General features: G+C 63.1%; 21 protein-coding genes. 12 read left to right on the top strand and 9 right to left on the bottom strand.

Annotation, left to right across the window (positions count from 1 at the left end):
* Positions 1 to 51: 51 nt before the first annotated feature.
* From ACQY4V_RS18350 to ACQY4V_RS18340, 3 genes are all read right to left on the bottom strand, one after another.
* Positions 52 to 1,362 (bottom strand): ABC transporter permease, encoded by a 1,311-nt coding sequence (locus ACQY4V_RS18350; RefSeq protein WP_428514176.1) that lies wholly within the window; start codon positions 1,360 to 1,362, stop codon positions 52 to 54.
* Complete coding sequence (locus ACQY4V_RS18345; protein ID WP_428514174.1) at positions 1,359 to 2,165, bottom strand: taurine ABC transporter ATP-binding protein; 807 nt, start codon at positions 2,163 to 2,165, stop codon at positions 1,359 to 1,361. Before ACQY4V_RS18345 ends, ACQY4V_RS18350 begins: the two co-directional genes overlap by 4 nt.
* Positions 2,166 to 2,253: 88 nt before the next feature.
* Positions 2,254 to 3,243, bottom strand: coding sequence for an ABC transporter substrate-binding protein (locus tag ACQY4V_RS18340; protein ID WP_428514172.1), 990 nt, complete (start codon positions 3,241 to 3,243; stop codon positions 2,254 to 2,256).
* On the opposite strand from ACQY4V_RS18340, the gene ACQY4V_RS18335 reads away from it, so the two are divergent.
* Together ACQY4V_RS18335 and ACQY4V_RS18330 are read left to right on the top strand one after the other, a co-directional pair.
* Entirely contained in the window at positions 3,221 to 3,568 is a 348-nt protein-coding gene (locus ACQY4V_RS18335) for a hypothetical protein (RefSeq protein ID WP_428514170.1), read from the top strand. The genes ACQY4V_RS18340 and ACQY4V_RS18335 overlap by 23 nt on opposite strands.
* 75 nt (positions 3,569 to 3,643) lie before the next feature.
* Entirely contained in the window at positions 3,644 to 5,029 is a 1,386-nt protein-coding gene (locus ACQY4V_RS18330; protein WP_428514168.1) for an aspartate aminotransferase family protein, read from the top strand.
* Between the two features lie 93 nt (positions 5,030 to 5,122).
* Here ACQY4V_RS18330 and ACQY4V_RS18325 read toward each other — a convergent pair whose 3' ends face one another.
* Together ACQY4V_RS18325 and ACQY4V_RS18320 are read right to left on the bottom strand one after the other, a co-directional pair.
* Positions 5,123 to 5,794 (bottom strand): OmpA family protein, encoded by a 672-nt coding sequence (locus ACQY4V_RS18325; RefSeq protein WP_428514166.1) that lies wholly within the window; start codon positions 5,792 to 5,794, stop codon positions 5,123 to 5,125.
* 186 nt (positions 5,795 to 5,980) lie between these two features.
* Positions 5,981 to 6,844 (bottom strand): methylated-DNA--[protein]-cysteine S-methyltransferase, encoded by an 864-nt coding sequence (locus ACQY4V_RS18320; RefSeq protein WP_428514164.1) that lies wholly within the window; start codon positions 6,842 to 6,844, stop codon positions 5,981 to 5,983.
* Between the two features lie 97 nt (positions 6,845 to 6,941).
* Here ACQY4V_RS18320 and nth point away from each other — a divergent pair, with 97 nt between their 5' ends.
* Positions 6,942 to 7,586, top strand: coding sequence for an endonuclease III (gene nth, locus ACQY4V_RS18315; RefSeq protein WP_152490823.1), 645 nt, complete (start codon positions 6,942 to 6,944; stop codon positions 7,584 to 7,586).
* Entirely contained in the window at positions 7,583 to 8,569 is a 987-nt protein-coding gene (locus ACQY4V_RS18310) for an adenosine kinase (protein WP_428514161.1), read from the top strand. Before nth ends, ACQY4V_RS18310 begins: the two co-directional genes overlap by 4 nt.
* Before the next feature lie 428 nt (positions 8,570 to 8,997).
* Here the strand turns inward: ACQY4V_RS18310 and ACQY4V_RS18305 are convergent, their stop codons facing one another.
* Complete coding sequence (locus ACQY4V_RS18305) at positions 8,998 to 9,816, bottom strand: sulfotransferase family protein (RefSeq protein ID WP_428514159.1); 819 nt, start codon at positions 9,814 to 9,816, stop codon at positions 8,998 to 9,000.
* Between the two features lie 149 nt (positions 9,817 to 9,965).
* On the opposite strand from ACQY4V_RS18305, the gene ACQY4V_RS18300 reads away from it, so the two are divergent.
* From ACQY4V_RS18300 to ACQY4V_RS18290, 3 genes are read left to right on the top strand one after another with little or no spacing between them, the layout of a single operon-like run.
* Positions 9,966 to 11,543, top strand: coding sequence for a DUF5928 domain-containing protein (locus ACQY4V_RS18300; RefSeq protein ID WP_428514157.1), 1,578 nt, complete (start codon positions 9,966 to 9,968; stop codon positions 11,541 to 11,543).
* Between the two features lie 11 nt (positions 11,544 to 11,554).
* Positions 11,555 to 11,941 carry a histidine triad nucleotide-binding protein gene (locus ACQY4V_RS18295; RefSeq protein WP_428514155.1) on the top strand — a complete coding sequence of 129 codons (387 nt, stop codon included), beginning with the start codon at positions 11,555 to 11,557 and terminating at the stop codon, positions 11,939 to 11,941.
* A 49-nt stretch (positions 11,942 to 11,990) separates the two neighbouring features.
* Positions 11,991 to 12,821: an ion transporter gene (locus tag ACQY4V_RS18290; RefSeq protein WP_428514153.1), complete on the top strand. Its 831-nt coding sequence runs from the start codon at positions 11,991 to 11,993 to the stop codon at positions 12,819 to 12,821.
* Positions 12,822 to 12,827: 6 nt separating this feature from the next.
* Here the strand turns inward: ACQY4V_RS18290 and ACQY4V_RS18285 are convergent, their stop codons facing one another.
* Positions 12,828 to 13,757 carry an ABC transporter ATP-binding protein gene (locus ACQY4V_RS18285; protein ID WP_428514151.1) on the bottom strand — a complete coding sequence of 310 codons (930 nt, stop codon included), beginning with the start codon at positions 13,755 to 13,757 and terminating at the stop codon, positions 12,828 to 12,830.
* A 74-nt stretch (positions 13,758 to 13,831) separates the two neighbouring features.
* Between ACQY4V_RS18285 and ACQY4V_RS18280 the strand changes: the two genes are divergently transcribed.
* Both ACQY4V_RS18280 and ACQY4V_RS18275 read left to right on the top strand, forming a co-directional pair.
* Positions 13,832 to 14,011, top strand: coding sequence for a zinc-finger domain-containing protein (locus tag ACQY4V_RS18280; protein WP_222451573.1), 180 nt, complete (start codon positions 13,832 to 13,834; stop codon positions 14,009 to 14,011).
* Positions 13,957 to 14,715, top strand: coding sequence for a TIGR02117 family protein (locus ACQY4V_RS18275; RefSeq protein WP_428514149.1), 759 nt, complete (start codon positions 13,957 to 13,959; stop codon positions 14,713 to 14,715). Before ACQY4V_RS18280 ends, ACQY4V_RS18275 begins: the two co-directional genes overlap by 55 nt.
* A 192-nt stretch (positions 14,716 to 14,907) precedes the next feature.
* On the opposite strand, the gene ACQY4V_RS18270 is transcribed toward ACQY4V_RS18275, so the two are convergent.
* On the bottom strand, positions 14,908 to 15,036 hold the full coding sequence (locus ACQY4V_RS18270; RefSeq protein WP_428514147.1) for a hypothetical protein: 129 nt from the start codon (positions 15,034 to 15,036) through the stop codon (positions 14,908 to 14,910).
* 432 nt (positions 15,037 to 15,468) lie between these two features.
* On the opposite strand from ACQY4V_RS18270, the gene polA reads away from it, so the two are divergent.
* From polA to ACQY4V_RS18255, 3 genes are all read left to right on the top strand, one after another.
* Positions 15,469 to 18,267: a DNA polymerase I gene (polA, locus tag ACQY4V_RS18265; protein WP_428514145.1), complete on the top strand. Its 2,799-nt coding sequence runs from the start codon at positions 15,469 to 15,471 to the stop codon at positions 18,265 to 18,267.
* Between the two features lie 301 nt (positions 18,268 to 18,568).
* The gene (locus tag ACQY4V_RS18260; RefSeq protein ID WP_261391446.1) at positions 18,569 to 18,694 is read left to right on the top strand and encodes a hypothetical protein; all 126 of its coding nucleotides are present in this window, start codon (positions 18,569 to 18,571) and stop codon (positions 18,692 to 18,694) included.
* 164 nt (positions 18,695 to 18,858) lie between these two features.
* Positions 18,859 to 19,440 (top strand): YdeI/OmpD-associated family protein, encoded by a 582-nt coding sequence (locus tag ACQY4V_RS18255; RefSeq protein WP_428514142.1) that lies wholly within the window; start codon positions 18,859 to 18,861, stop codon positions 19,438 to 19,440.
* 15 nt (positions 19,441 to 19,455) lie between these two features.
* Here the strand turns inward: ACQY4V_RS18255 and ACQY4V_RS18250 are convergent, their stop codons facing one another.
* A complete protein-coding gene (locus ACQY4V_RS18250; protein WP_428514140.1) occupies positions 19,456 to 20,037 on the bottom strand; it encodes a DUF1285 domain-containing protein in 582 nt (193 codons plus the stop codon).
* Positions 20,038 to 20,089: the final 52 nt, after the last annotated feature.

Raw genomic sequence — 20,089 nt, 5'->3', positions numbered from 1 at the left:
ACGAAAAACGCCCGGCACGGGTGGCCGGGCGTTTCGCGGTATTCGCGGCCCTCAGACGCGCCCTTTCCAGGGCACCAGCCATTTCTCCAGCATCCGGATGCCGACGTCGATCAGGAACCCGATGACCCCGATCAGGATGATCCCGACGATCACGATATCCGTCAGCTGGAATTTCGACGCGACCATGATCATCATGCCAAGGCCCCGCTCGGCGGCCACCAGTTCCGCGGCCACCACCGTGCCCCAGCAAACCCCCATGGCAACCCGCGCGCCGGTGAAAATCTCCGGCAGGCTGTTGGGAATGATCACCTTGGTCAGCACCTGCAACTTGCTCGCGCCCAGCGAATAGGCCGCGTGCACCTTGGAGATCGCCACGCCCGACACCCCGGCCCGCGCCGCGATCGCCATGATCCAAAGCGCCGCCAGGAACAACAGGATCACCTTGGACTGCTCACCGATGCCGAACCAGATGATCATCAGCGGGATCAGCGCCAAGGGCGGCACCGGCCGCATGAACTCCACAATCGGGTCGAACCAGCCGCGCGCCCAGTTGGTCAGGCCCATGGCATAGCCCAGCGGTATCCCCACCAGCGCCCCGAAGAAGAAGCCCAGCAGAACCCGCTGAAGCGAGATCCACGTGTGCTGCCAGAGTGTATAGTTGCGATAGCCCTCCTCGTTCAGCTCGAAGAACCTGTCCACCGTGACCTCGGGCGCGGGAAGGTAAAGCCGCTGCATCCGGTTGCCGGTCGAGGGCGAGAAGGTCGGCGTGCCCTTGTCGGTCAGCCCCACCGTGCCCTCGGGCAGCTGGATCATCTCGCCCGCCTGCACCTCGGTGCCATTGAGCGCGGTCACGACCGCATCCTCGCTTCGGCCCAGTTCGTCATTGCCCAGGACATTGATCACCTTGTAGCCGTATCGCGGCACCACGATGCTGTCGTTCTTGGCAAACCCGTCGCCCGGCTCCACCTCGGGCGCGGCCGGGATGCGGCCCGGATTGCCCTCGGCATCCACCGTCTGGCTGATATCCTCGCGGTAGACCAGCACGGTCACCTCGGCATCGTCCGCTCGTCCGTCCGGCAGGGTGGAGGTATAGGTGAACGTCACCTCCCCCAGATAGGGCGACGAGGCCTGCGGCAGCGGCAGGCTCGAGTTGGTGAAGGCCACCCACAGCAAGAAGATCGTGATCACCGACAACACGCTGGCCGCCCGGTTCGGACGCACGGCGCTTTCATCGCCAAAGGTGACCGTCTTCAGCGCAGTGAAATCGGCCCGCGCAAAGAACGCTCGGTACAGCGCCGAAACCGCGAGATACGCGACAAAGAACGCGGCCACGTAAAGCGCGAGAACAATGAACCCGGTCATGCGCTTTCCTCCACCCGGCCCATGATCTCTTCTTCCATGTTCCAAATCATCTCGAGGATTTCCTCACGCCGCTGGCCGAACTCGGGGTGCTTCTTCACCTCGCGCAGGTCCTTGCCCACGCCCAGGTCGGCAAAGGGCAGGCGATATTCCTTGTGGATGCGCCCCGGCCGCGGCGCCATCACCAAAAGGCGCTCGCCCAGGAGCAGCGCCTCCTCGACCGAGTGGGTGATCAGGATGATCGTCTTGCCGGTTTCCTTCCACAGCTTCAGCACCAGCCCCTGCATCTTCTCGCGGGTCAGGGCATCCAGTGCGCCCAACGGCTCGTCCATCAGGATAACGTCGGGATCGTTGGCCAGGCACCGCGCCAGCGCCACGCGCTGCTGCATCCCGCCGGACAGCTCGTAAATGGCCTTTTCCTTGAAATCCTTCAGGCCGACCACATCCAGCAGGTGATTGACCGTCGGCATGTATTTCGACTTGCTCTCGCCCTTCATGCGAGGGCCGAAACTCACGTTGTCCCGCACGCTCATCCATTCGAACAGTGCGCCCTGCTGAAACACCATGCCGCGCTCCGCGTCGGGCCCGGTCACCTTGTGATCGTTCAGCGTGATCTTTCCCTCGGTCGGCGCAAGGAAGCCCGCCACGATGTTCAAAAGCGTGGTCTTGCCACAGCCCGACGGCCCCAGCACGCTCAACAACTCACCGCTCTGCAACTCCAGCGAGACGTCCTTGAGCGCCTGCACATGGCCGCCATTCGGCAAATCGAAGCGCATGGAAAGATTGTCGATTTTCAGTGTCGACATGCCTGCCCCCTTCGTTTCTAGATTTTTGATGGTATCGGTTTGCCGCGGGCCAAGCGCGTGGCCCGCGGTCTGTCCTGCGTGAACCGCCTTACTGCGTCGCTTCCAGCGGGCCGGTGTTCACATTCGTCTCGTAAGAGGCTTTGGCCGCGTCGATCGAACCGGATTCCACAAAGACGTTCGCAACGCCCAGCATGAATTCCTGCGCGCCGCCGCCCAGCCATTTCTCGCTCAATTGCTCATCCACGGGCGGGAACACGAAGGTCTCGATGGTGGCCATCGTGTCTTCTTCCGACATGCCCGCATCCTCGGCGATCACCGGCAGCATCTTCTCGTGGTTGGCCTCGTCCGCCCACATGGCGTTGGCCTCGGCCGTCACCTTGAGGAAGCTCGACACCACGTCGGGGTTCTCGGCGATGAAGGATGCCGGGCCAGAGGTCACGTCGAACACCAGGATGCCCAGCTCTTCCTTCTCGGCGCCGGTCAGCAGGACGTTGCCGCTTTCCTTCATGCGGCGCAACGCACCGCCCCATCCGCAGGCCATGTCGACAGCGCCCTGCGCCAGTGCGGCCTGTCCCTCGGCGGGGGCCATGTCGACGACCGTCAGGCTGTCCAGCGACACGCCGAAATGGTCCATCTGCTTCAGGAAGCCGTAATGCGCGGCGGTGCCCAGCGGCACGGCGACCTTCTTGCCGGCCAGCTCGCCCGCGCTGTCCTTGTCGATTTCCAGCGCCGCCGACACGACGCAGTTGTCGTTGTCCGAATAGGACACGGCCACGTCGACGATCTGCAAATCCTGACCCGCGCTGGTGGCCACAACAAAGGGCGGCACGCCCTGGCTCACGCTCAGTTGCACGTCGCCCGACGCCATCGCGGCACTCATCGCGGTGCCGGTGTCGAAGCTGACCCAGTTCACGGTCATGCCCATCGCCTCGTCATACATGCCTTCGGCCTTGGCATACTGGAACGGCATCGGCCATTCGAGGAAGTAGCCGACCGTGATTTCCTGCGCCGAAGCGGATGCCCCGGCCAGAAGGGCCGCGCCGGTGGTGGCGGCCATGAATTTCGACTTGAGTGTCATTTTTCCTTATCTCCCTGGAGTGTCGTTTATTTTTCGTTGCGCCATCCTTGCGGGGGCGTCGTGCGCTGCACGGCAGAAACTATATCACCACGCTGCCCCCGATGGCAGATGCGGCCTCATCCGAGCCGAATTTACGATTCCGATCAATGATTTTGTCTGGCTGGCGGCACTTCTTCCACCTTTCCGAACCGAAGTTTCGGGAAAACCGTCTCAGAAATCAGCAGAATTGCACGAATTCGCCATCACTCTGGACGCAAAGCACAATTTCCTGGACTTAAACAATGACCCCACCTGGCCCTATCGACAGTCGCGGATTCAAGGCTGATTATACGGCGGTCGCACCCGAGTGCACCTACGCGCCCCCGGCCGCCGCGCCGGGCCTGACCTGATGGAGTTTGAGATGGATGGCAACCTGCTGAATGATATCGACAAAGTCGTGGACGCCGACCGCGCCCATGTCTGGCACCACCTGGTTCAACACCAGCCGTTCCAGACCGGCGCCCCCCGCATCATCGTCGAGGGCAAGGGGATGCGAGTCTGGGACCAGCACGGCAAAGAACATATCGACGCCGTGTCCGGCGGGGTCTGGACGGTGAACGTAGGCTATGGCCGCGAGCGCATCGCCAACGCCATCCGCGACCAGCTGATCAAGCTGCCCTATTTCGCCGGATCCGCCGGTTCGATCCCAGGCGCGCTGTTCTCGGAAAAGCTGATTTCCAAGATGCCGGGCATGAGCCGGGTCTATTTCACCAATTCCGGGTCCGAGGCGAACGAGAAAGCCTTCAAGATGGTCCGCCAGATCGCGCACAAGCGCTATGGCGGCAAGAAACACAAGATCCTCTACCGCGAGCGCGACTATCACGGCTCGACCATCGGCACGATGTCGGCGGGCGGCCAGGACGAACGCAACGCGCAATACGGCCCCTTCGCGCCGGGCTTCGTGCGCGTGCCGCACTGCCTTGAATACCGCGCGCAGTGGGATCTCACAGGCGAGGAATACGGCATCGCCGCCGCCAACGCGATCGAGGAAGTGATCCTTGCCGAAGGCCCCGACACCATCGGCGCGCTCTGCCTTGAACCCGTCACCGCCGGCGGCGGCGTCATCACCCCGCCCGAAGGCTACTGGCCCCGCGTGCAGGAGATCTGCCGCAAGTACGACATCCTGCTGCATATCGACGAGGTCGTCTGCGGCGTGGGCCGTACCGGCACCCACTGGTTCGGCTACCAGCATTACGGCGTCGAGCCCGATTTCGTGACCATGGCCAAGGGCGTCGCCTCCGGCTATGCCGCCATCGCCTGCTGCGTGACCAACGAAAAGGTCTTCGACATGTTCAAGGACGATATCGAGGATCCGCTCAACTACTTCCGCGATATCTCGACCTTCGGCGGCTGCACCGCCGGCCCCGCCGCAGCGCTGGAAAACGTCGCCATCATCGAGGAAGAAGGCCTGCTCGAGAACACTACGAAGATGGGCGACTACATGATGGACCAGCTCAATGCGCTGGCCGACAAGCACGCCGTCATCGGGCAGGTCCGCGGCAAGGGCCTGTTCCTCGGGGCCGAGCTTGTCTCGGACCGCGCCAGCAAGGAGCCGGTGCCCGAGAAACAGGCGCAAGCCGTCGTGGCCGATTGCATGGCGCAGGGCACGATCATCGGCGTGACCAACCGGTCGATCCCGGGCTTCAACAATACGCTCTGCTTCTCGCCCGCGCTTATTTCCACCAAGGACGACATCGACCAGATCGTTTCCTCGGTGGACGAGGCCCTGGGCCGCGTCTTCGGCTGACGACACCGCCTGCAACGCAAACGCCCCGCCGGATCATTCGGCGGGGCGTTTCGATTCAAGACCAGATTATTCTGCGAATAATCTTCGCCGGCGTCAGGCCGCGTTGGGTAGGATCACGATTTCCACCCGGCGGTTCTGCGCCTTGCCGTCCTCGGTCAGGTTCGACGCCACCGGCGCGTCCTCGCCCCGGCCGAACGCATCGATCCGGCTGAACGCCACGCCGCCATTCATCAGCACGTCCGCCACGGCATTCGCGCGCCGCTCGGACAGGGCCTGGTTGTGCTCGGCGCCACCGGAATTGTCCGTATGGCCGACGATCTGTACCCGGCTGTCGGGGTAGTTCTGCAGGTTCTGCGCCACCGCAGACAGATCGCTGCGCAGGCCCGGACGCACCGCTGCGCTGTCCACGTCGAACAGGATATCCTGCGGCAACGTCACGATCAGGCGGTCGCCGGTGTTCTGGATGTCGACATTGTCATTGCCGATGTTGTTGCGAAGCTCGGCTTCCTGCCGATCCAGCATGTTGCCGGCGACAGCACCGCCCGCCGCGCCGACAGCGCCGCCGATCAGCGCGCCCTTGACCTTCTTGTCGGCGACCAGCGCGCCCGCGCCCGCCCCGATCAGGCCGCCCAGCAACGCGCCCTGCTTGGCCTTCTGGTTGCGGTCGACAGCGGTGTCGTCAAGGTAGGCCGGGCTGGTGCAGGCCGTGGCCCCCAACATCGACAAACCCGCAAAAAGGGTGACTGTTTTTTGTGTGATGCTCATCCTGATGCCTCATGTTCCAAGCGCCCGTTTGCCGGGTCTGTCATTGATTCTAAGCAATTTACGGCCAAGGCCCAAGCGTTTTCTACGGGGAAACCGGCGGTGATCCGCGCAGAACCGTCGCGACCGCCGCCCAGAGGCGGCAGGAAATGCGCATATCCTGCCCCATTTTCTGCGCAGAAAATGGGCTCACCCGGCCTCGGCCCGCGCAGTTTCCCATGCCAGGATCGCGCGTTTGACAGGCAGGCCCCAGTGATACCCGCCAAGCCCGCCCGACTTGCGCAGCGCCCTGTGGCACGGGATCAGGAAGCTCACGGGATTGCGCCCCACCGCCGTGCCCACGGCGCGCACGGCCCTCGGGTTTCCGATGGCCTGCGCGATCTCCGAATAGGTCGTCACGTGGCCCGACGGGATCTGCATCAACGCCTCCCATACCTTGATCTGGAAAGGCGCCCCGATCATGTAGAGCGGCACTTTTTCAGCCGTCTGGTCACCCGCGCCGAAGGCCTGCAACACCCACGGGCGCAGCATCATCGGGTCCTCCACGAATTCCGCGTTCGGCCAGCGCGAGATCATGTCCTCCATCGCCGCCTCTTCGCCCGTTTCGCTGGCAAACCCGATGCCGCAGATGCCTTTCTCGGTGCCCATCACCAGCGCCAGGCCGAAAGGGCTGTCGAACCACCCCCACGTGATCTTCAGCCCCTCGCCCCGCCGCGCGAACTCGCCGGGGCTCATCGCCTCCCACCGCAGGAAAAGGTCATGCAGCCGCCCGGTGCCTGACAGACCTAGCTCATGCGCGGTGTCCAGCGTCGTGAACCGCCCGGCCAGCAGGTCCTTGGCCTGCCCCAAGGCGAGGTACTGCTGATACCTCTTGGGACTCACGCCCACCCACTGCGTGAACAATCGCTGGAAATGCGCCGGGCTCATGTTCATGTCGCGGGCAAGGTCCGACAGGCTCACGCCCGGCCCGCCCGCATCGATCAGGTCGATTGCCCGGCGCATGACATTGAAATGATACCCGTCGCGGATTTCGGTGTTGATTTCTGCGCTCATGACGGCTCTCCATTCGATATACGGAATGTAGTCACACACCCGCAGCGCCGCGACCCGAATGTTGCGCATCCCGACCAAAGCGGGCACAAGGTAAGCCATGGCCAAGCAACTCGACTACCACACGATCCGCGAGATCTTCACCCGGTTCCAGGAGTCGTCCCCTGAACCCAAGGGCGAGCTCGACCACGTGAACGCCTACACGCTTCTAGTGGCCGTCGCCCTCTCGGCGCAGGCAACCGATGCGGGCGTCAACCGCGCCACGCGCGAGCTGTTCAAGATCGCCGACACCCCGCAGAAGATGCTGGACCTGGGCGAGGAAGAGCTGATCGAGCATATCAAGACCATCGGCCTTTATCGCAACAAGGCCAAGAACGTGATGAAGCTGTCGCGCATCCTGATCGACAAGTTCGACGGCGAGGTGCCCAATTCCCGCGCCGCGCTGCAATCGCTGCCCGGCGTCGGGCGCAAGACGGCCAACGTCGTGCTGAACATGTGGTGGAGCTATCCCGCACAGGCGGTCGACACGCACATCTTCCGGGTCGGCAACCGCACGGGCATCGCCCCGGGCAAGGATGTGGACGCGGTCGAACGCGCCATCGAGGACCACGTGCCGGTGGATTTCCAGCAGCACGCCCACCACTGGCTGATCCTGCACGGCCGCTACCACTGCAAGGCGCGCGCCCCGATGTGCCGGTCCTGCATCATCCGCGACCTCTGCCAGTTCGAGGAAAAGACCATATGAGCAAGTACCAGGCCGTGGGTATCGGCAACGCCGTCGTCGACGTGTTCTCGCAGGCCGATGACGGGTTTCTGTCCCGCATGGGCATCGAAAAGGGCATCATGCAGCTGATCGAGCAGGATCGGGCCGAACACCTTTACGACAGTATGCAGAACCGCACCCAGATGGCGGGCGGCTCGGTGGCGAACACCATCGCCGGGCTGGGGGCCCTGGGCCTCTCCACCGCCTTTATCGGACGCGTGGCCGACGACGCCCTGGGGCGCGATTATGCGCGGGAAATGTCGGATGTCGGAACCGACTTCGTGAACGCGCCGGCCAGCGAAGGCGAGCTGCCGACCTCCCGCTCGATGATTTTCGTCTCGCCGGACGGCGAGCGCTCGATGAACACCTATCTCGGCATCTCGACCGAACTTGGCCCCGACGACGTCGACGACGCGGTCGCGGGCAATGCGGGCCTGCTCTTTCTCGAAGGCTACCTCTTCGACAAGGACAAGGGCAAAGCGGCCTTCCTCGCCGCCGCGCGCGCCTGCCGCGACGGCGGCGGGATGGCCGGCATCACCCTGTCGGACCCGTTCTGCGTCGACCGCCACCGTGCCGACTTCCGCAAGCTGGTAACCGAACTGGACTACGTGATCGGCAACGAACACGAATGGTGCGCGCTCTACGAGACCGACGACCTCGGCACCGCGCTGGAACAGGCGGCATCCGAAAGCGGCCTGATCGTCTGCACCCGCTCGTGCCGGGACGTGGTGATCGTGCGCGGCGAAGACACCGTGACCGTCCCCGTCGATGAAATCACCCCGGTCGACACGACCGGCGCGGGCGACCAGTTTGCCGCGGGCTTTCTCTATGGCCTGGCCACCGGCACGTCGCTGGAGGTGTCCGGGCGCATGGGCTGCATTGCGGGCGCGGAGGTGATCAGCCACTACGGCGCCCGGCCAGAGGCGGACGTGGAGGCGATGTTCAGGGCCGAAGGGCTGGTCTGAGAGAGGCCATTTTCTTGAAGAAAGAAAATAGTTCGGAAAATCCCGAATTTTCCGTGCCGGTTCGGACGGGCCGCGCGTTCGACACGCGGCCACCCGAAAGGCCGGCGTCAGGCCAGTCGAGTATTTTCAGCAAGAAAAAGCCATGGATGCGCTTCCGGGCCGGGCGTCGTTCGGCACGGCGCTGATGCAGACCCGATACCCGGATGCGACTTTTCCTTGCACGGTCATCGGCTCTCCAGCCTGTACCGCAGTGCAATCTTGCCGCGGCTTCGTTAAAATATCGTTCCCGGCTTTTTCTTGCCGCAAATGCTCAGATCACCGCGCTCGCCATCTTGTCGAGGGTTGGGCGAAAGCGTCACGCTCGCCATATTCCCGAGGAGGAGGCACGACGACGAGACAGGCCTGCGCGCGCGGCACGCGCGCCCCGCCTACGCGCCCAGCTTGGCGTGGACCTCGTCCAGGTCGATCTCACCCACAGGCATCTTGTTCGACGGATCGTCGAAATCGTATTTGAACAGCTCGAAATCGCGGTGATAGATTTCCTTCACCAGATGCATCGACAGATCGTCGAAATAATCCTCGACCGGGTGCGCCCGTTTCGGCCCGTGCCCTTCGCTTTCGTTGAAACGCGGGATCGTCTTCAGGTCCACCTTCTTCGGCGTCCGCGTCGCCTTCAGGACATCTGCCATCCCGTCGTTGAACTGCTCCGTCCAGAAAATCCTGTCATAGGTGCCGCCGTTCACGATGAAGGTCGACACGTGCCCCGACATCGACGACCAGTGGATGTCCGGTTCCATCGGGCGTTTCCAGCGGATGGTGTCGCGGGTGAACAGAAGGAACCGCCGAAAGCTCTTGATCTGGTCGAACTCCTGCTTGCCGTCCTCGCCGCCCACCTCAATGCCGTATTTCTGGATCAACAGGGGCACCAGCTTGCCGCGGTACCGCTTGCCGTTGCGCTGGATGCCGCAGATCTTGTCGAAAAAGGACGACAGGATGCGGGTATAGGGGTTGCGCACGCAGGTGAACGCGTAAGACGTGTGCGTGCGCACGTTGGCCTTGATCAGCGGCTGGCTTTCGTCGCGGGCCCATTTGTGCAGGCCATCCGTGGCGTCGTGGATGTCACCGTCAAAGAATTCGCCATGGTCCGAGAAATACATGATCTGCCCAATGGTCGAGCAGGCGCATTTTGGCACCACGCGATAGACCATGCTCTCGCTTTCCGTCATCCAGGTACCGGGAAAGCCCATACGCCTGCCTCCAACCCCGCTGCTTTGATTTTCTCGGGTCAAACCGTGTTTAACCCGTTAAAAAAACCAAAGAAAGCCTGTTTATTCAACGGTCGTTCACCTCTATCACTATAATCAATCGACGAAAGAGCAGGTCAATCGTTTCGCCCATGGCCAGGATCGCCTTCATTCTGCTGTGCCACAAGGACCCCGATGCGATCATCGGACAGGCCAACATGCTGACCGCGGCGGGCGACTACATGTCGATCCACTTCGACGCCCGCGCAAATCCCGAGCATTACAGGAAGATACGCGCGGCGCTGGCCGACAATCCCAACGTCACCTTCGCCAGCAAGCGGATCAAGTGCGGTTGGGGCGAGTGGTCGCTCGTGCAGGCCACGCTGCACGCGATCGAGGCGGCGGTCGATGCCTTTCCCCGCGCCACGCATTTCTACATGCTGTCGGGTGACTGCGCCGCCATCAAGTCGGCCCGCTACGCCCACGATTTTCTCGACGCCCACGATGTCGATTACATCGAAAGCTTCGACTATTTTGCATCCGACTGGATCAAGACCGGCATGAAGGAAGAGCGGCTGATATACCGCCATTTCTTCAACGAACGAAACCATAAGCGACTGTTCTACGCCTCGTTCAACATCCAGAAAAAGCTGCGCCTCACCCGCGAGATCCCAGCCGACCTGCAAATCCAGATCGGCAGCCAATGGTGGTGTCTGCGCCGCCGCACCATCGAGTGGATTCTCGATTTCACCCGCAAGCGCCGCGACGTGATGCGCTTTTTCCGCACCACCTGGATTCCGGACGAAACCTTCTTCCAGACGCTGGTGCGGCACCTCGTGCCGGAAGACGAGATCCGGACGCGAACGCTGACCTTCCTAATGTTCACCGATTACGGGATGCCGGTCACGTTCTACAACGACCACTACGACCTGCTGCTCAGCCAGGACGCCCTGTTCGCCCGCAAGATCAGCGCCGAGGCGACCGAACTGAAGACGCGCCTGGGCGCGCTTTATGCCGACGAGACCGCGCGGTTCAACATCTCGGACGAGGGGCGCAGCCTGTTCAAGTTTCTCACCGGGCGCGGGCGCATCGGCCGCCGCTTCGCCCTGCGCTTCTGGGAAACCGAAAGCACGCTGGGCCGCGAGCGCGAGCTGATGATCATCGTCTGCAAGAAATGGCACGTCGCCAAGCGCATGATCGACAAGATCCGGCAAATCACCAACGTGCCGGCCATCGAGTACCTCTTCAACGAGGAAAACACCCACCTGCCCGACCTGGGCGGCATCCAGGCCACGCTGGGCAAGCGCACGCGCCATCGCCGGGCGCTCATGCGGATGCTGTTCGACTACTTCGAGACCGACCGCCTGATCGTCTGCATGGATCCCGGCAATCTCGACCTGCTCGAGGATTTCTGCAACGACCGCTCCACCACCAAGCTGCTGGAAATCCAGTGCGAGTTCACCGACCACTACCTCGTCGGCCATGCCCGCCGCGTCGGCCTTGCCGGCGAACAGACGCCCAAGGAAACGCTGGAACGCCTGCTGCCCACCATCCGCGGCGACATCAACTTCGAATCCGACCGGATCCGCGATGCCGAATTCGAGAACCACAGCATCATGAAACAGTCGAACGACCCCGAGGAAAACGCCGGGCTGATCGCCCGTTTCCTTGATATCGCACCCGACAAGGCGCTAGAGATCGCCCGAACCGACCATCTTTATGCCGACTGAGGCCGCACATCATGCCCTTTGCCTATGACGACCAGAATATCTTCGCCAAGATCCTGCGCGGCGAGATCCCCAACGACACCGTGCTGGAAACCGAGCACACGCTCGCCTTCAATGACATCGAGCCGCAAGCGCCCGTGCATGTGCTGGTAATCCCCAAGGGGCCTTACGTGTGCCACGACCACTTCGCGGCCGAAGCGTCCGAGGCGGAACTGGTGGATTTCATGCGCGTCACCGCCCAGGTCTGCGCCATGACCGGCGTCTCGCCGGGCGACGGCAAATCGGGATATCGCACCATCTCCAACGCGGGCGAGGCCGGCGTGCAGGAAGTGCCACATTACCACATGCACATCCTTGGCGGGCGCGGCCTCGGGCGGATGCTGGCCAAGGCCGACAACTAAGGCGTTCCGCGCCTTGCGCCCCCGCACAGCCTGCCCCATATCCAGCGCCATGAGCCAGTCAATCCAGTCCAGCCCCCAGGGCCTGCGCGCCCGCGTCGAAACCCTCGTCAGCCGCACGAGCTTTCAGAATTTCATCCTCGCGGTGATCCTCTTCAACGCCGTGGTGCTGGGGCTGGAGACGTCGCAGACCGCGATGACGGCCGCCGGTCCGCTGATCGTCATGCTGGACAAGATCTGTCTTGCGATCTTCGTGGTCGAAATCGGGCTGAAACTCTTCGCCCGCGGCACGGGATTCTTCCGCAACGGCTGGAACGTCTTCGACTTCGTGATCGTCGGCATCTCGCTCATCCCCTCGGCTCAAGGTCTCTCGGTGCTCCGCGCCTTGCGCATCCTGCGCCTGTTGCGGGTGCTGTCGGTCACCCCGTCCCTGCGCCGCGTCGTCGAGGGGTTGATGAACGCCCTGCCCGGCATGGGCTCGGTCTTCCTGCTGATGGGGATCATCTTCTACATCGGCTCGGTCATGGCGACAAAGCTGTTCGGTGGCGGATGTCCCGCCTGCACCCCCGAACAGGCCGTGCTGTTCGACCAATGGTTCGGCACCATCGGCCGCTCGGGCTATTCCCTCTTCCAGATCATGACGCTCGAATCGTGGTCGATGGGGATCGTCCGCCCGGTGATGGAGGTCTACCCCTACGCCTGGGCCTTCTTCGTTCCGTTCATCCTGGTAACCACCTTCGCCGTGGTGAACCTCGTCGTGGGCCTGATCGTGAACTCGATGCAGGACGCCCATAACCTCGAAGCCGAGGAACGCACAGACACCTACCGCGACGAGGTGCTGCAACGCCTGAAATCCATCGAGGACAAGCTGCAAGACAAGTAGGCGCCGTCAGCGCGACCGCGTCAACTCCAGGAACACTTCTTCCAGGTCCGCCTGCTCGGTCCGCACATCCCGTATGCGCATCCCCGAGGCCCGCACCGCCTCCAGCACCGCCTCGGCCGACATCTTCGTCGAGCGATAGCTGATCGCCACCTGTCCCCCGGGGCGCGTCTCGACGGTCAGGCCTTCGCCTTCGGGCAGCTTGCCGGGCTCTTCCTCGGGCTCGATCACCATCGTCCGCCGGTCCATCTGGCCCAGCAGGTGCGCCGTGCTGTCCCGCGCCACAACCGAGCCTTCGTTGATGATGGCGATCTCGTCGCACATCTCCTCGGCTTCCTCCAGGTAATGCGTGGTCAGGATGATCGTCATCCCCTGCTCGTTCAGCTTGCGCACGTTCTGCCACAGCATCTGGCGCAGTTCGATATCCACGCCCGCCGTCGGCTCGTCCAGCACCAGGATATGCGGATGATGCACCAGCGCCTTGGCCAACAGAAGCCGCCGCCGCATCCCGCCCGACAGCGTCCGAGCATAGGCCTCGGCCTTGTCGCTCAGGCCCACTAGTTCCAGTATCTCGTCGCTGCGCCGGTCTTTCTTGGGCACACCGTACAGCCCCGCCTGCACCTCCAGCGCGGCACGCGGCGCAAAGAACGGATCCAGGTTCAGTTCCTGCGGCATCACGCCGATCGACGCCCGGCTTTGCCGCGGGTTCACATCCTGATCGAACCCCCAGATCTTCACCTGCCCCGCGGTCTTGGTCACCAGCCCGGCCAGGATGTTGATCAGCGTCGACTTGCCCGCTCCATTGGGCCCCAAGAGGCCAAAGACCGACCCCTTCGGCACATCCAAGTCCACGCCAGTCAGCGCCGGTTTCGACATGCCGCGCTTGCCGCCGCCATAGACCTTCTCCAGGCCTCTCACTTCGATTGCATTTGTCGGCATGGCGGCTCTTGTCCCCGGGTGTCTCTCGGATATAGTCTCCCCGGACCTACTTGCAGCCAAAAGGAACGCCGTCAATGGTGACCCAAGCCCCCGAGACCCGCATCGTCGACAGCTACCGCGTGGCCTGTGATGGCGGCGAAGCGGCACTGGGCCACCCGCGTGTGTGGCTGACCATCCCGCAGGACATCGGCTTCGTCGAATGCCCCTATTGCGACGCCAAGCTGGTGCACCGCGATTTCGAAGGCAAGGTCTGAGCCTCGCAGTCCGAACTATCGGCAAAGCCGTCTTCCGCATCGCGCTCGGCCTTGTCGCACTGATCTGCCTCTATCTCCTCGCCGCGATTGCAGGCGCCCTCATCCCCGGCCCGCTCTCCCCCAATCCCTCAGCCGAAGACGGCCCGCCAATCGAGATCCGGCTGGTCGCGGGCCCCATCCACTATGATCTTCTCCTGCCACTGACATCCCGCACACGGGCGCGCTTCTTCCACCTCGAACAGGCAGGCCTTCCGCTCGCGGACCCACAGGCCGAATGGCTGGTGATCGGCTGGGGCAGCCGCGCGTTCTACACCCACGAAGGCCCCTACAGCGATGTCCCCGCCGCCACGCTCTGGCGCGCCGTCACCGGCGACAATGCCGTCCTGCGCGCCGACGTGATCGGGCCGCTTCCCCAGGGCTTCCAAAGCCCGACGCTATCGATCACACCCGCTCAGTATTCCTGGCTTCTGACGACAATCCTGCGACAGGTGAAGCTGGACGCCGACTACGCGGCCATCGCGCTCACCGCCCCCGGCTTTACGGACACGGATATGTTCTTCGAGGCGACGGGTCGCTTCCACATCTTCCGCACCTGCAACACCTGGGTCTCGCGCACCCTGCGACGCGCAGGCATCCGCTTCGGCGCTTGGACCCCGACACCCTACGCCGTGACGCTCTCGCACCGCCGTTTCCATCCCGGCTGACAGCACGCGGCCTACCCCTTCCATCGCCGTGCTGGTGCAAGACTCATTTGGGGCGTGATTTCTGAACATTGCCAGCCCGCCTGAGAACAGCAAGCAGGCGGCTGATCTATGGCCCTTGAAATGTCATTCCTCGCAAATCGCGCGGTCACGACCTGGCCGATCCTGAAATTGCTTTTATGACGGTTCCGCGCCTCAAATCATCGCGAAATCGCTGAAGACCCGTCTCGAAATGACGATTGGTTTCTCGCTGTCGCTGGTCTTGACCGGCTCATCGGGCTTGGGCCGTGCCGCATCAGGGGGCTTGGGATCTGTCTTGGCCATTTTCTTTCTCCGCTTGAGGCGGCGTCCGGCCAAGGCGCGCTCGACCGGCGCCACAGGTTTCAAGTTTCGTGCAGAAAGACCGACCGTAATACAGCCGTCACATCTTCAAATCTCTTAAAAAAATCAGCCTTCCTACACCTGCCAGTGTGCCTGATGCATGATGTTCGGTCCACCGTCAGGCCAGAAAATCTGTGTGTCCAAATCCGGCAAAATCAGACAACCCACTGTTAAACAAAAAGCTTTCCCCACCCCATCAACGGATATGCGCGCGATGCCATGCCCATCCTCTTCGGCACATGGACGCCAACGCCCCTTGCCGTGACCCTCTCGCATCGCTGGTTCCACCCCGGCTGATCCCCGGCAAAAACTCAGGCTGGAACTGCCATGACGGGCATGAGATACGTATTCCGACAGCAAGGAAAGGCGCGGCACATGGCATTCGGCAAGGGACATCACCTGCACCTCATCGACGGCTCGGCCTTCATCTTCCGCGCCTACCACGCACTGCCCCCGCTCACCCGCAAATCCGACGGATTGCCCATCGGCGCGGTCTCGGGTTTCTGCAACATGCTGCAGAAATATGTCGAGGACAGCACCGGTGCCGACGCCCCCACCCACGTCGCGGTGATCTTCGACAAGGGCAGCCACACCTTCCGCAACGATATGTACCCCGAGTACAAGGCCAACCGCGACGAGATGCCCGAGGACCTGCGCCCGCAGATTCCGCTCACCCGCCGCGCGACCGAGGCGTTCAACATCGCCTGCAAGGAAATGGAAGGCTACGAGGCCGACGACATGATCGCCACCCTCGCCGTCCAGGCCCGTGACGCCGGCGGGCGTGTGACCATCATCAGCTCGGACAAGGACCTGATGCAGCTGGTTGGCGGCGGCGTGGAAATGCTCGACGCCATGAAGAACCGCCGCATCGACCGCGAAGGGGTGGAAGAGAAATTCGGCGTCGGCCCCGAGCGCGTTGTCGACGTGCAGGCGCTGGCCGGCGACAGCGTCGACAACGTGCCCGGCGCGCCCGGCATCGGCATCAAGACCGCCGCGCTCCTGATCAACGAATTCGGCAGCCTCGAGGAACTGCTCGACCGCGCCGGGGAAATCAAGCAGCCCAAGCGCCGCGAGACCCTGATCGAAAAGCGCGAGCAGATCGAACTGTCGAAGAAACTCGTCCAGCTCGACTGCGAAACCCCGCTCGATTTCACCCTCGACGACCTCGAGGTCCGCGAGCCCGATCCCGACACCCTCCTGGCCTTCCTGACCGAGATGGAGTTCCGCACGCTGACCAAGCGCATCGCCGACGCGCTGGATGTCGAGGCCCCCGCCATCCCGGAACCCACCGCACTGGACACGGGCGAGGACAGCGCCCCCGACTGGCCGCCCATCGACCCCGCGAAATACGAGCGCGTCTCGGACATGGACGCGCTGCAAGGCTGGATCGACCGCATCATCGCCCGCGGCTACGTCGCCGTGGATACCGAAACCACCTCGCTTAACGAAATGCAGGCCGATCTGGTGGGCATCTGCCTTTCCATCGACCCGGGCGAGGCGTGCTATATCCCGCTCGGCCACAAGGACGGCAATGCGGATGATCTCTTCGGCTCCGACGCCCTGCTCGACGGCCAGATCCCGATGCAGGACGCGCTCGACGCGCTCAGACCCGTGCTCGAGGATCCGTCGATCCTCAAGATCGGGCAGAACATGAAATACGACACCAAGATCCTGGCCAATTACGACATCGCCATGGCGCCCATCGACGACACGATGCTGATGTCCTATGCGCTTTATTCCGGGATGCACGGTCACGGCATGGACACGCTCGCCGAACGCTACCTGTCGCACACGCCGATCCCCATCAAGGAGCTCCTGGGCACCGGCAAATCCGCCATCACCTTCGACCGCGTGCCGATCGACGAGGCGGTGAAATACGCCGCCGAGGATGCCGACATTACCCTGCGCCTCTGGCACACGTTCAAGCCGCAGCTGCACCGCGCGAAGGTCACCACCGTCTACGAGACGCTGGAACGCCCGCTGGTGCCCGTGCTGGCGCAGATGGAGCGGCACGGCATCAAGGTCGACAAGGACACGCTCTCCCGCATGTCCGCCGCCTTTGCCCAGAAGATGGCCGGGCTCGAGTCCGAGATACACGAACTGGCCGGCGAGAAATTCAACGTCGGCTCCCCGGCCCAGCTGGGCGATATCCTCTTCGACAAGATGAGCCTGCCGGGCGGCAAGCGCGGCAAGAACGGCAAGTATTCCACCCCCGCCGACGTGCTCGAGGATCTGGCCACCGAGCACGACCTGCCCGCCCGCGTGATGGACTGGCGGCAGGTCTCCAAGCTCAAGTCCACCTATACCGACGCCCTGCAGGACCATATCGACCCGGACACGGGCCGCGTCCACACCTCCTATGTCCAGACCGGGGCCAGCACCGGCCGCCTCGCCTCGACCGATCCCAACCTGCAGAACATCCCCATCCGCGCCGAGGAAGGCCGCCGCATCCGCGAGGCCTTCGTAGCCGAGGACGGCAACACCCTCGTCGCCCTGGACTACAGCCAGATCGAGCTGCGAATCCTGGCCCATATCGCCGATATCCCGGCGCTCAAGGACGCCTTCCGCGACGGACAGGACATTCACGCCATGACCGCAAGTGAGATGTTCGACGTCTCGATGGACGACATGACACCCGAGATCCGCCGCCGCGCCAAGGCGATCAATTTCGGCGTGATCTACGGCATTTCGGGCTTCGGCCTCGCGCGGAACCTGCGCATTCCCCGCGCCGACGCGCAGGCCTTCATCGACCGCTATTTCGAACGCTTCCCGGGCATCCGCACCTACATGGACGAAACCGTCGCCTTCGCCAAGGAACACGGGTTCGTCCAGACCCTCTTCGGCCGCAAAATCCACACGCCCGAGATCGGCGCCAAGGGGCCGCGCGCCGGCTTTGCCCGCCGCGCCGCGATCAACGCGCCGATCCAGGGCACCGCCGCCGATATCATCCGCCGGGCCATGATTCGCATGCCCGACGCCGTCGCCGACCTGCCTTGCCGCATGCTGCTACAGGTCCACGACGAACTGCTCTTCGAAGTCTCCGACGGGGCCGAGGACAAGGTCATCGAAACCGCCCGCAAGGTGATGGAAGAGGCCGCCCGGCCGGCCCTGCATCTGGACGTACCGCTGGTGGTCGACGCAGGCCAGGGAAGCAACTGGGCCGAAGCGCACTGACTCCGGTATAAAGCCTTGGAACCAAGCACGAGTTGCCGGAATCAAGCGCCCGCGCAATAGGTCGTTTCGCGGTCCGGAAAAGTGACTTTTCCAAGGCGAAGTGCAAAAGTAGCACAGTTGCAACAGTGCCAAACCCACTGAAAATCGCGGAATCCCGCTCAAAAAGGCATTTACGTGACAAAAATGCTGTCCTAGAAGCCATAGCAGCCGGAGATTCGCGTTTTTACGCAAGCTCTTGTGTTGACAACAAATCGCGTTCAAACACAGTATCGGGCGCGTGACATGGAAGGAATTTGTTCACATGAAAAACAAGATCGCAATGATTGCTGCTCTCATCGCAACCGTCGGCCTGGCCGCCTGTGCACAGCAACAACAAGAAGAAGTCGTGGTTCCGGTTGAGCCTGAGCCCGTAACGACGAAGTACTAATCTTCGACGTTTTCCCGGGTCGGGGCATGGCACCTTCGGGTGCCCGTTCCGACCCGGGTTACCCTTCCTGAGCCTTCAAAGGCCAATCCGCCTGATGCCTTCCGCATCGGGTTTTTTTGTGTCTGCAAGATCCGCCTTCAACGACCCCGCGTATCCATTGCTTCATGGTCAAACGCGCCGCAGACACCGCAGAAAGGATCGAGGTCAGGTCTCTTGACGAACTGCACGCGTGGCTTGCCGCCAATCACGCCTCGGCGCCATCGGTCTGGCTCGTCACCTTCCGCAAGCATACCGCATTCCACCTGCCCTACGATGACATCGTCTCGGAACTGCTCTGCTGGGGCTGGATCGACAGCCAGCCGCGCAAGGTGGATGACGACCGCACCGGCCTCCTGATCGCCCCGCGCAATCCGCGGTCCGCCTGGTCCGCGGCAAACAAGGCCAGAATCGACGACCTGCGCGCCGCAGGACGGCTTCAACCCGCCGGCGAGGCCCTCGTAGCCGCCGCACAAAACTCCGGCATGTGGACGTTCCTCGACGATGTCGAACGTCTCGAACGCCCCGACGACCTGACCGACGCCCTGGGCGATCTGGTGGCAGTCTGGGATGACTGGCCGCGCAGCGTCCGGCGCGGCACGCTCGAATGGATCAAGACGGCCAGGACCACGCAAACCCGCAATAAACGCATCGAGGATGTGGTCGACAGCGCCGCGGCCAACCGGCGTCCGACACCATTCAGGCGCTGACGCTGCCCCGGGCGTTTACGAGGGCGGCAACTCGTCGGAGGGGATCATCGGAAAGAACGCCCCGTCCGACCGCACGCCGAACCAGCCGTCCTCGTGCGCGCCCAGATCCACCAGCCGGTAAAACGACTTGCGGTCGATCAGCGCCTCAAGCCCGGCCCGCACATGCAGGTAGGGCGACGGCTCGCCTGTCTCGGGGTCACGCTCCACCCGGATCGCGTTGTCCGGCCCCGCCAGCACGTGATCGCCCACGTTGGTCACGAAGACCAGCATCTGCGCCGCGCCCTCGCCTTCCAACTCGAAATCCACCGCCACGAAAGGAGCGTCGTCCACGACGATCCCGACCTTTTCCACCGGCGTGACAAGGTAGTGGCGGTCGCCTTCCTTCTTCAGGATCGTCGAGAACAGCCGCACCAGTCCCTGGCGCTCGATGACCGTGCCTTCGTGGTACCATGTCCCGTCCCGCGCGATCCGCATGTCGATCTCGCCGGTAAACTCGGGCGTCCAAAGATGCACAGGCGGCAGGCCTTTGCCGCCTTCCCTGCGTGCCGTTTCGGCAAGGCTTTCCGCTGACGGGGTTGTGACCGATTTATTGCTCATTGCTTTTGCCATTTTGCTTGCGCGCGATACACTCTACCCAAGCGATATAGCC

Origin of the sequence: Roseovarius sp. (assembly GCF_965277045.1) — a bacterium.
Lineage (GTDB): Bacteria > Pseudomonadota > Alphaproteobacteria > Rhodobacterales > Rhodobacteraceae > Roseovarius.
This window is presented reverse-complemented; position numbering and strand designations above follow the sequence as displayed.

Coding starts and splice junctions, on each gene's coding strand:
- ACQY4V_RS18325 (WP_428514166.1), bottom strand. CDS start 5,794: ATGAGCATCACACAAAAAACAGTCACCCTTTTTGCGGGTTTGTCGATG.
- ACQY4V_RS18350 (WP_428514176.1), bottom strand. CDS start 1,362: ATGACCGGGTTCATTGTTCTCGCGCTTTACGTGGCCGCGTTCTTTGTC.
- ACQY4V_RS18330 (WP_428514168.1), top strand. CDS start 3,644: ATGGATGGCAACCTGCTGAATGATATCGACAAAGTCGTGGACGCCGAC.
- ACQY4V_RS18310 (WP_428514161.1), top strand. CDS start 7,583: ATGAGCAAGTACCAGGCCGTGGGTATCGGCAACGCCGTCGTCGACGTG.
- ACQY4V_RS18300 (WP_428514157.1), top strand. CDS start 9,966: ATGGCCAGGATCGCCTTCATTCTGCTGTGCCACAAGGACCCCGATGCG.
- ACQY4V_RS18320 (WP_428514164.1), bottom strand. CDS start 6,844: ATGAGCGCAGAAATCAACACCGAAATCCGCGACGGGTATCATTTCAAT.
- ACQY4V_RS18250 (WP_428514140.1), bottom strand. CDS start 20,037: ATGAGCAATAAATCGGTCACAACCCCGTCAGCGGAAAGCCTTGCCGAA.
- ACQY4V_RS18270 (WP_428514147.1), bottom strand. CDS start 15,036: ATGGCCAAGACAGATCCCAAGCCCCCTGATGCGGCACGGCCCAAGCCC.
- ACQY4V_RS18290 (WP_428514153.1), top strand. CDS start 11,991: ATGAGCCAGTCAATCCAGTCCAGCCCCCAGGGCCTGCGCGCCCGCGTC.
- polA (WP_428514145.1), top strand. CDS start 15,469: ATGGCATTCGGCAAGGGACATCACCTGCACCTCATCGACGGCTCGGCC.
- ACQY4V_RS18295 (WP_428514155.1), top strand. CDS start 11,555: ATGCCCTTTGCCTATGACGACCAGAATATCTTCGCCAAGATCCTGCGC.
- ACQY4V_RS18255 (WP_428514142.1), top strand. CDS start 18,859: ATGGTCAAACGCGCCGCAGACACCGCAGAAAGGATCGAGGTCAGGTCT.
- ACQY4V_RS18340 (WP_428514172.1), bottom strand. CDS start 3,243: ATGACACTCAAGTCGAAATTCATGGCCGCCACCACCGGCGCGGCCCTT.
- ACQY4V_RS18335 (WP_428514170.1), top strand. CDS start 3,221: ATGAATTTCGACTTGAGTGTCATTTTTCCTTATCTCCCTGGAGTGTCG.
- ACQY4V_RS18260 (WP_261391446.1), top strand. CDS start 18,569: ATGAAAAACAAGATCGCAATGATTGCTGCTCTCATCGCAACCGTCGGC.
- ACQY4V_RS18285 (WP_428514151.1), bottom strand. CDS start 13,757: ATGCCGACAAATGCAATCGAAGTGAGAGGCCTGGAGAAGGTCTATGGC.
- ACQY4V_RS18305 (WP_428514159.1), bottom strand. CDS start 9,816: ATGGGCTTTCCCGGTACCTGGATGACGGAAAGCGAGAGCATGGTCTAT.
- ACQY4V_RS18345 (WP_428514174.1), bottom strand. CDS start 2,165: ATGTCGACACTGAAAATCGACAATCTTTCCATGCGCTTCGATTTGCCG.
- ACQY4V_RS18275 (WP_428514149.1), top strand. CDS start 13,957: ATGCCCCTATTGCGACGCCAAGCTGGTGCACCGCGATTTCGAAGGCAA.
- nth (WP_152490823.1), top strand. CDS start 6,942: ATGGCCAAGCAACTCGACTACCACACGATCCGCGAGATCTTCACCCGG.
- ACQY4V_RS18280 (WP_222451573.1), top strand. CDS start 13,832: ATGGTGACCCAAGCCCCCGAGACCCGCATCGTCGACAGCTACCGCGTG.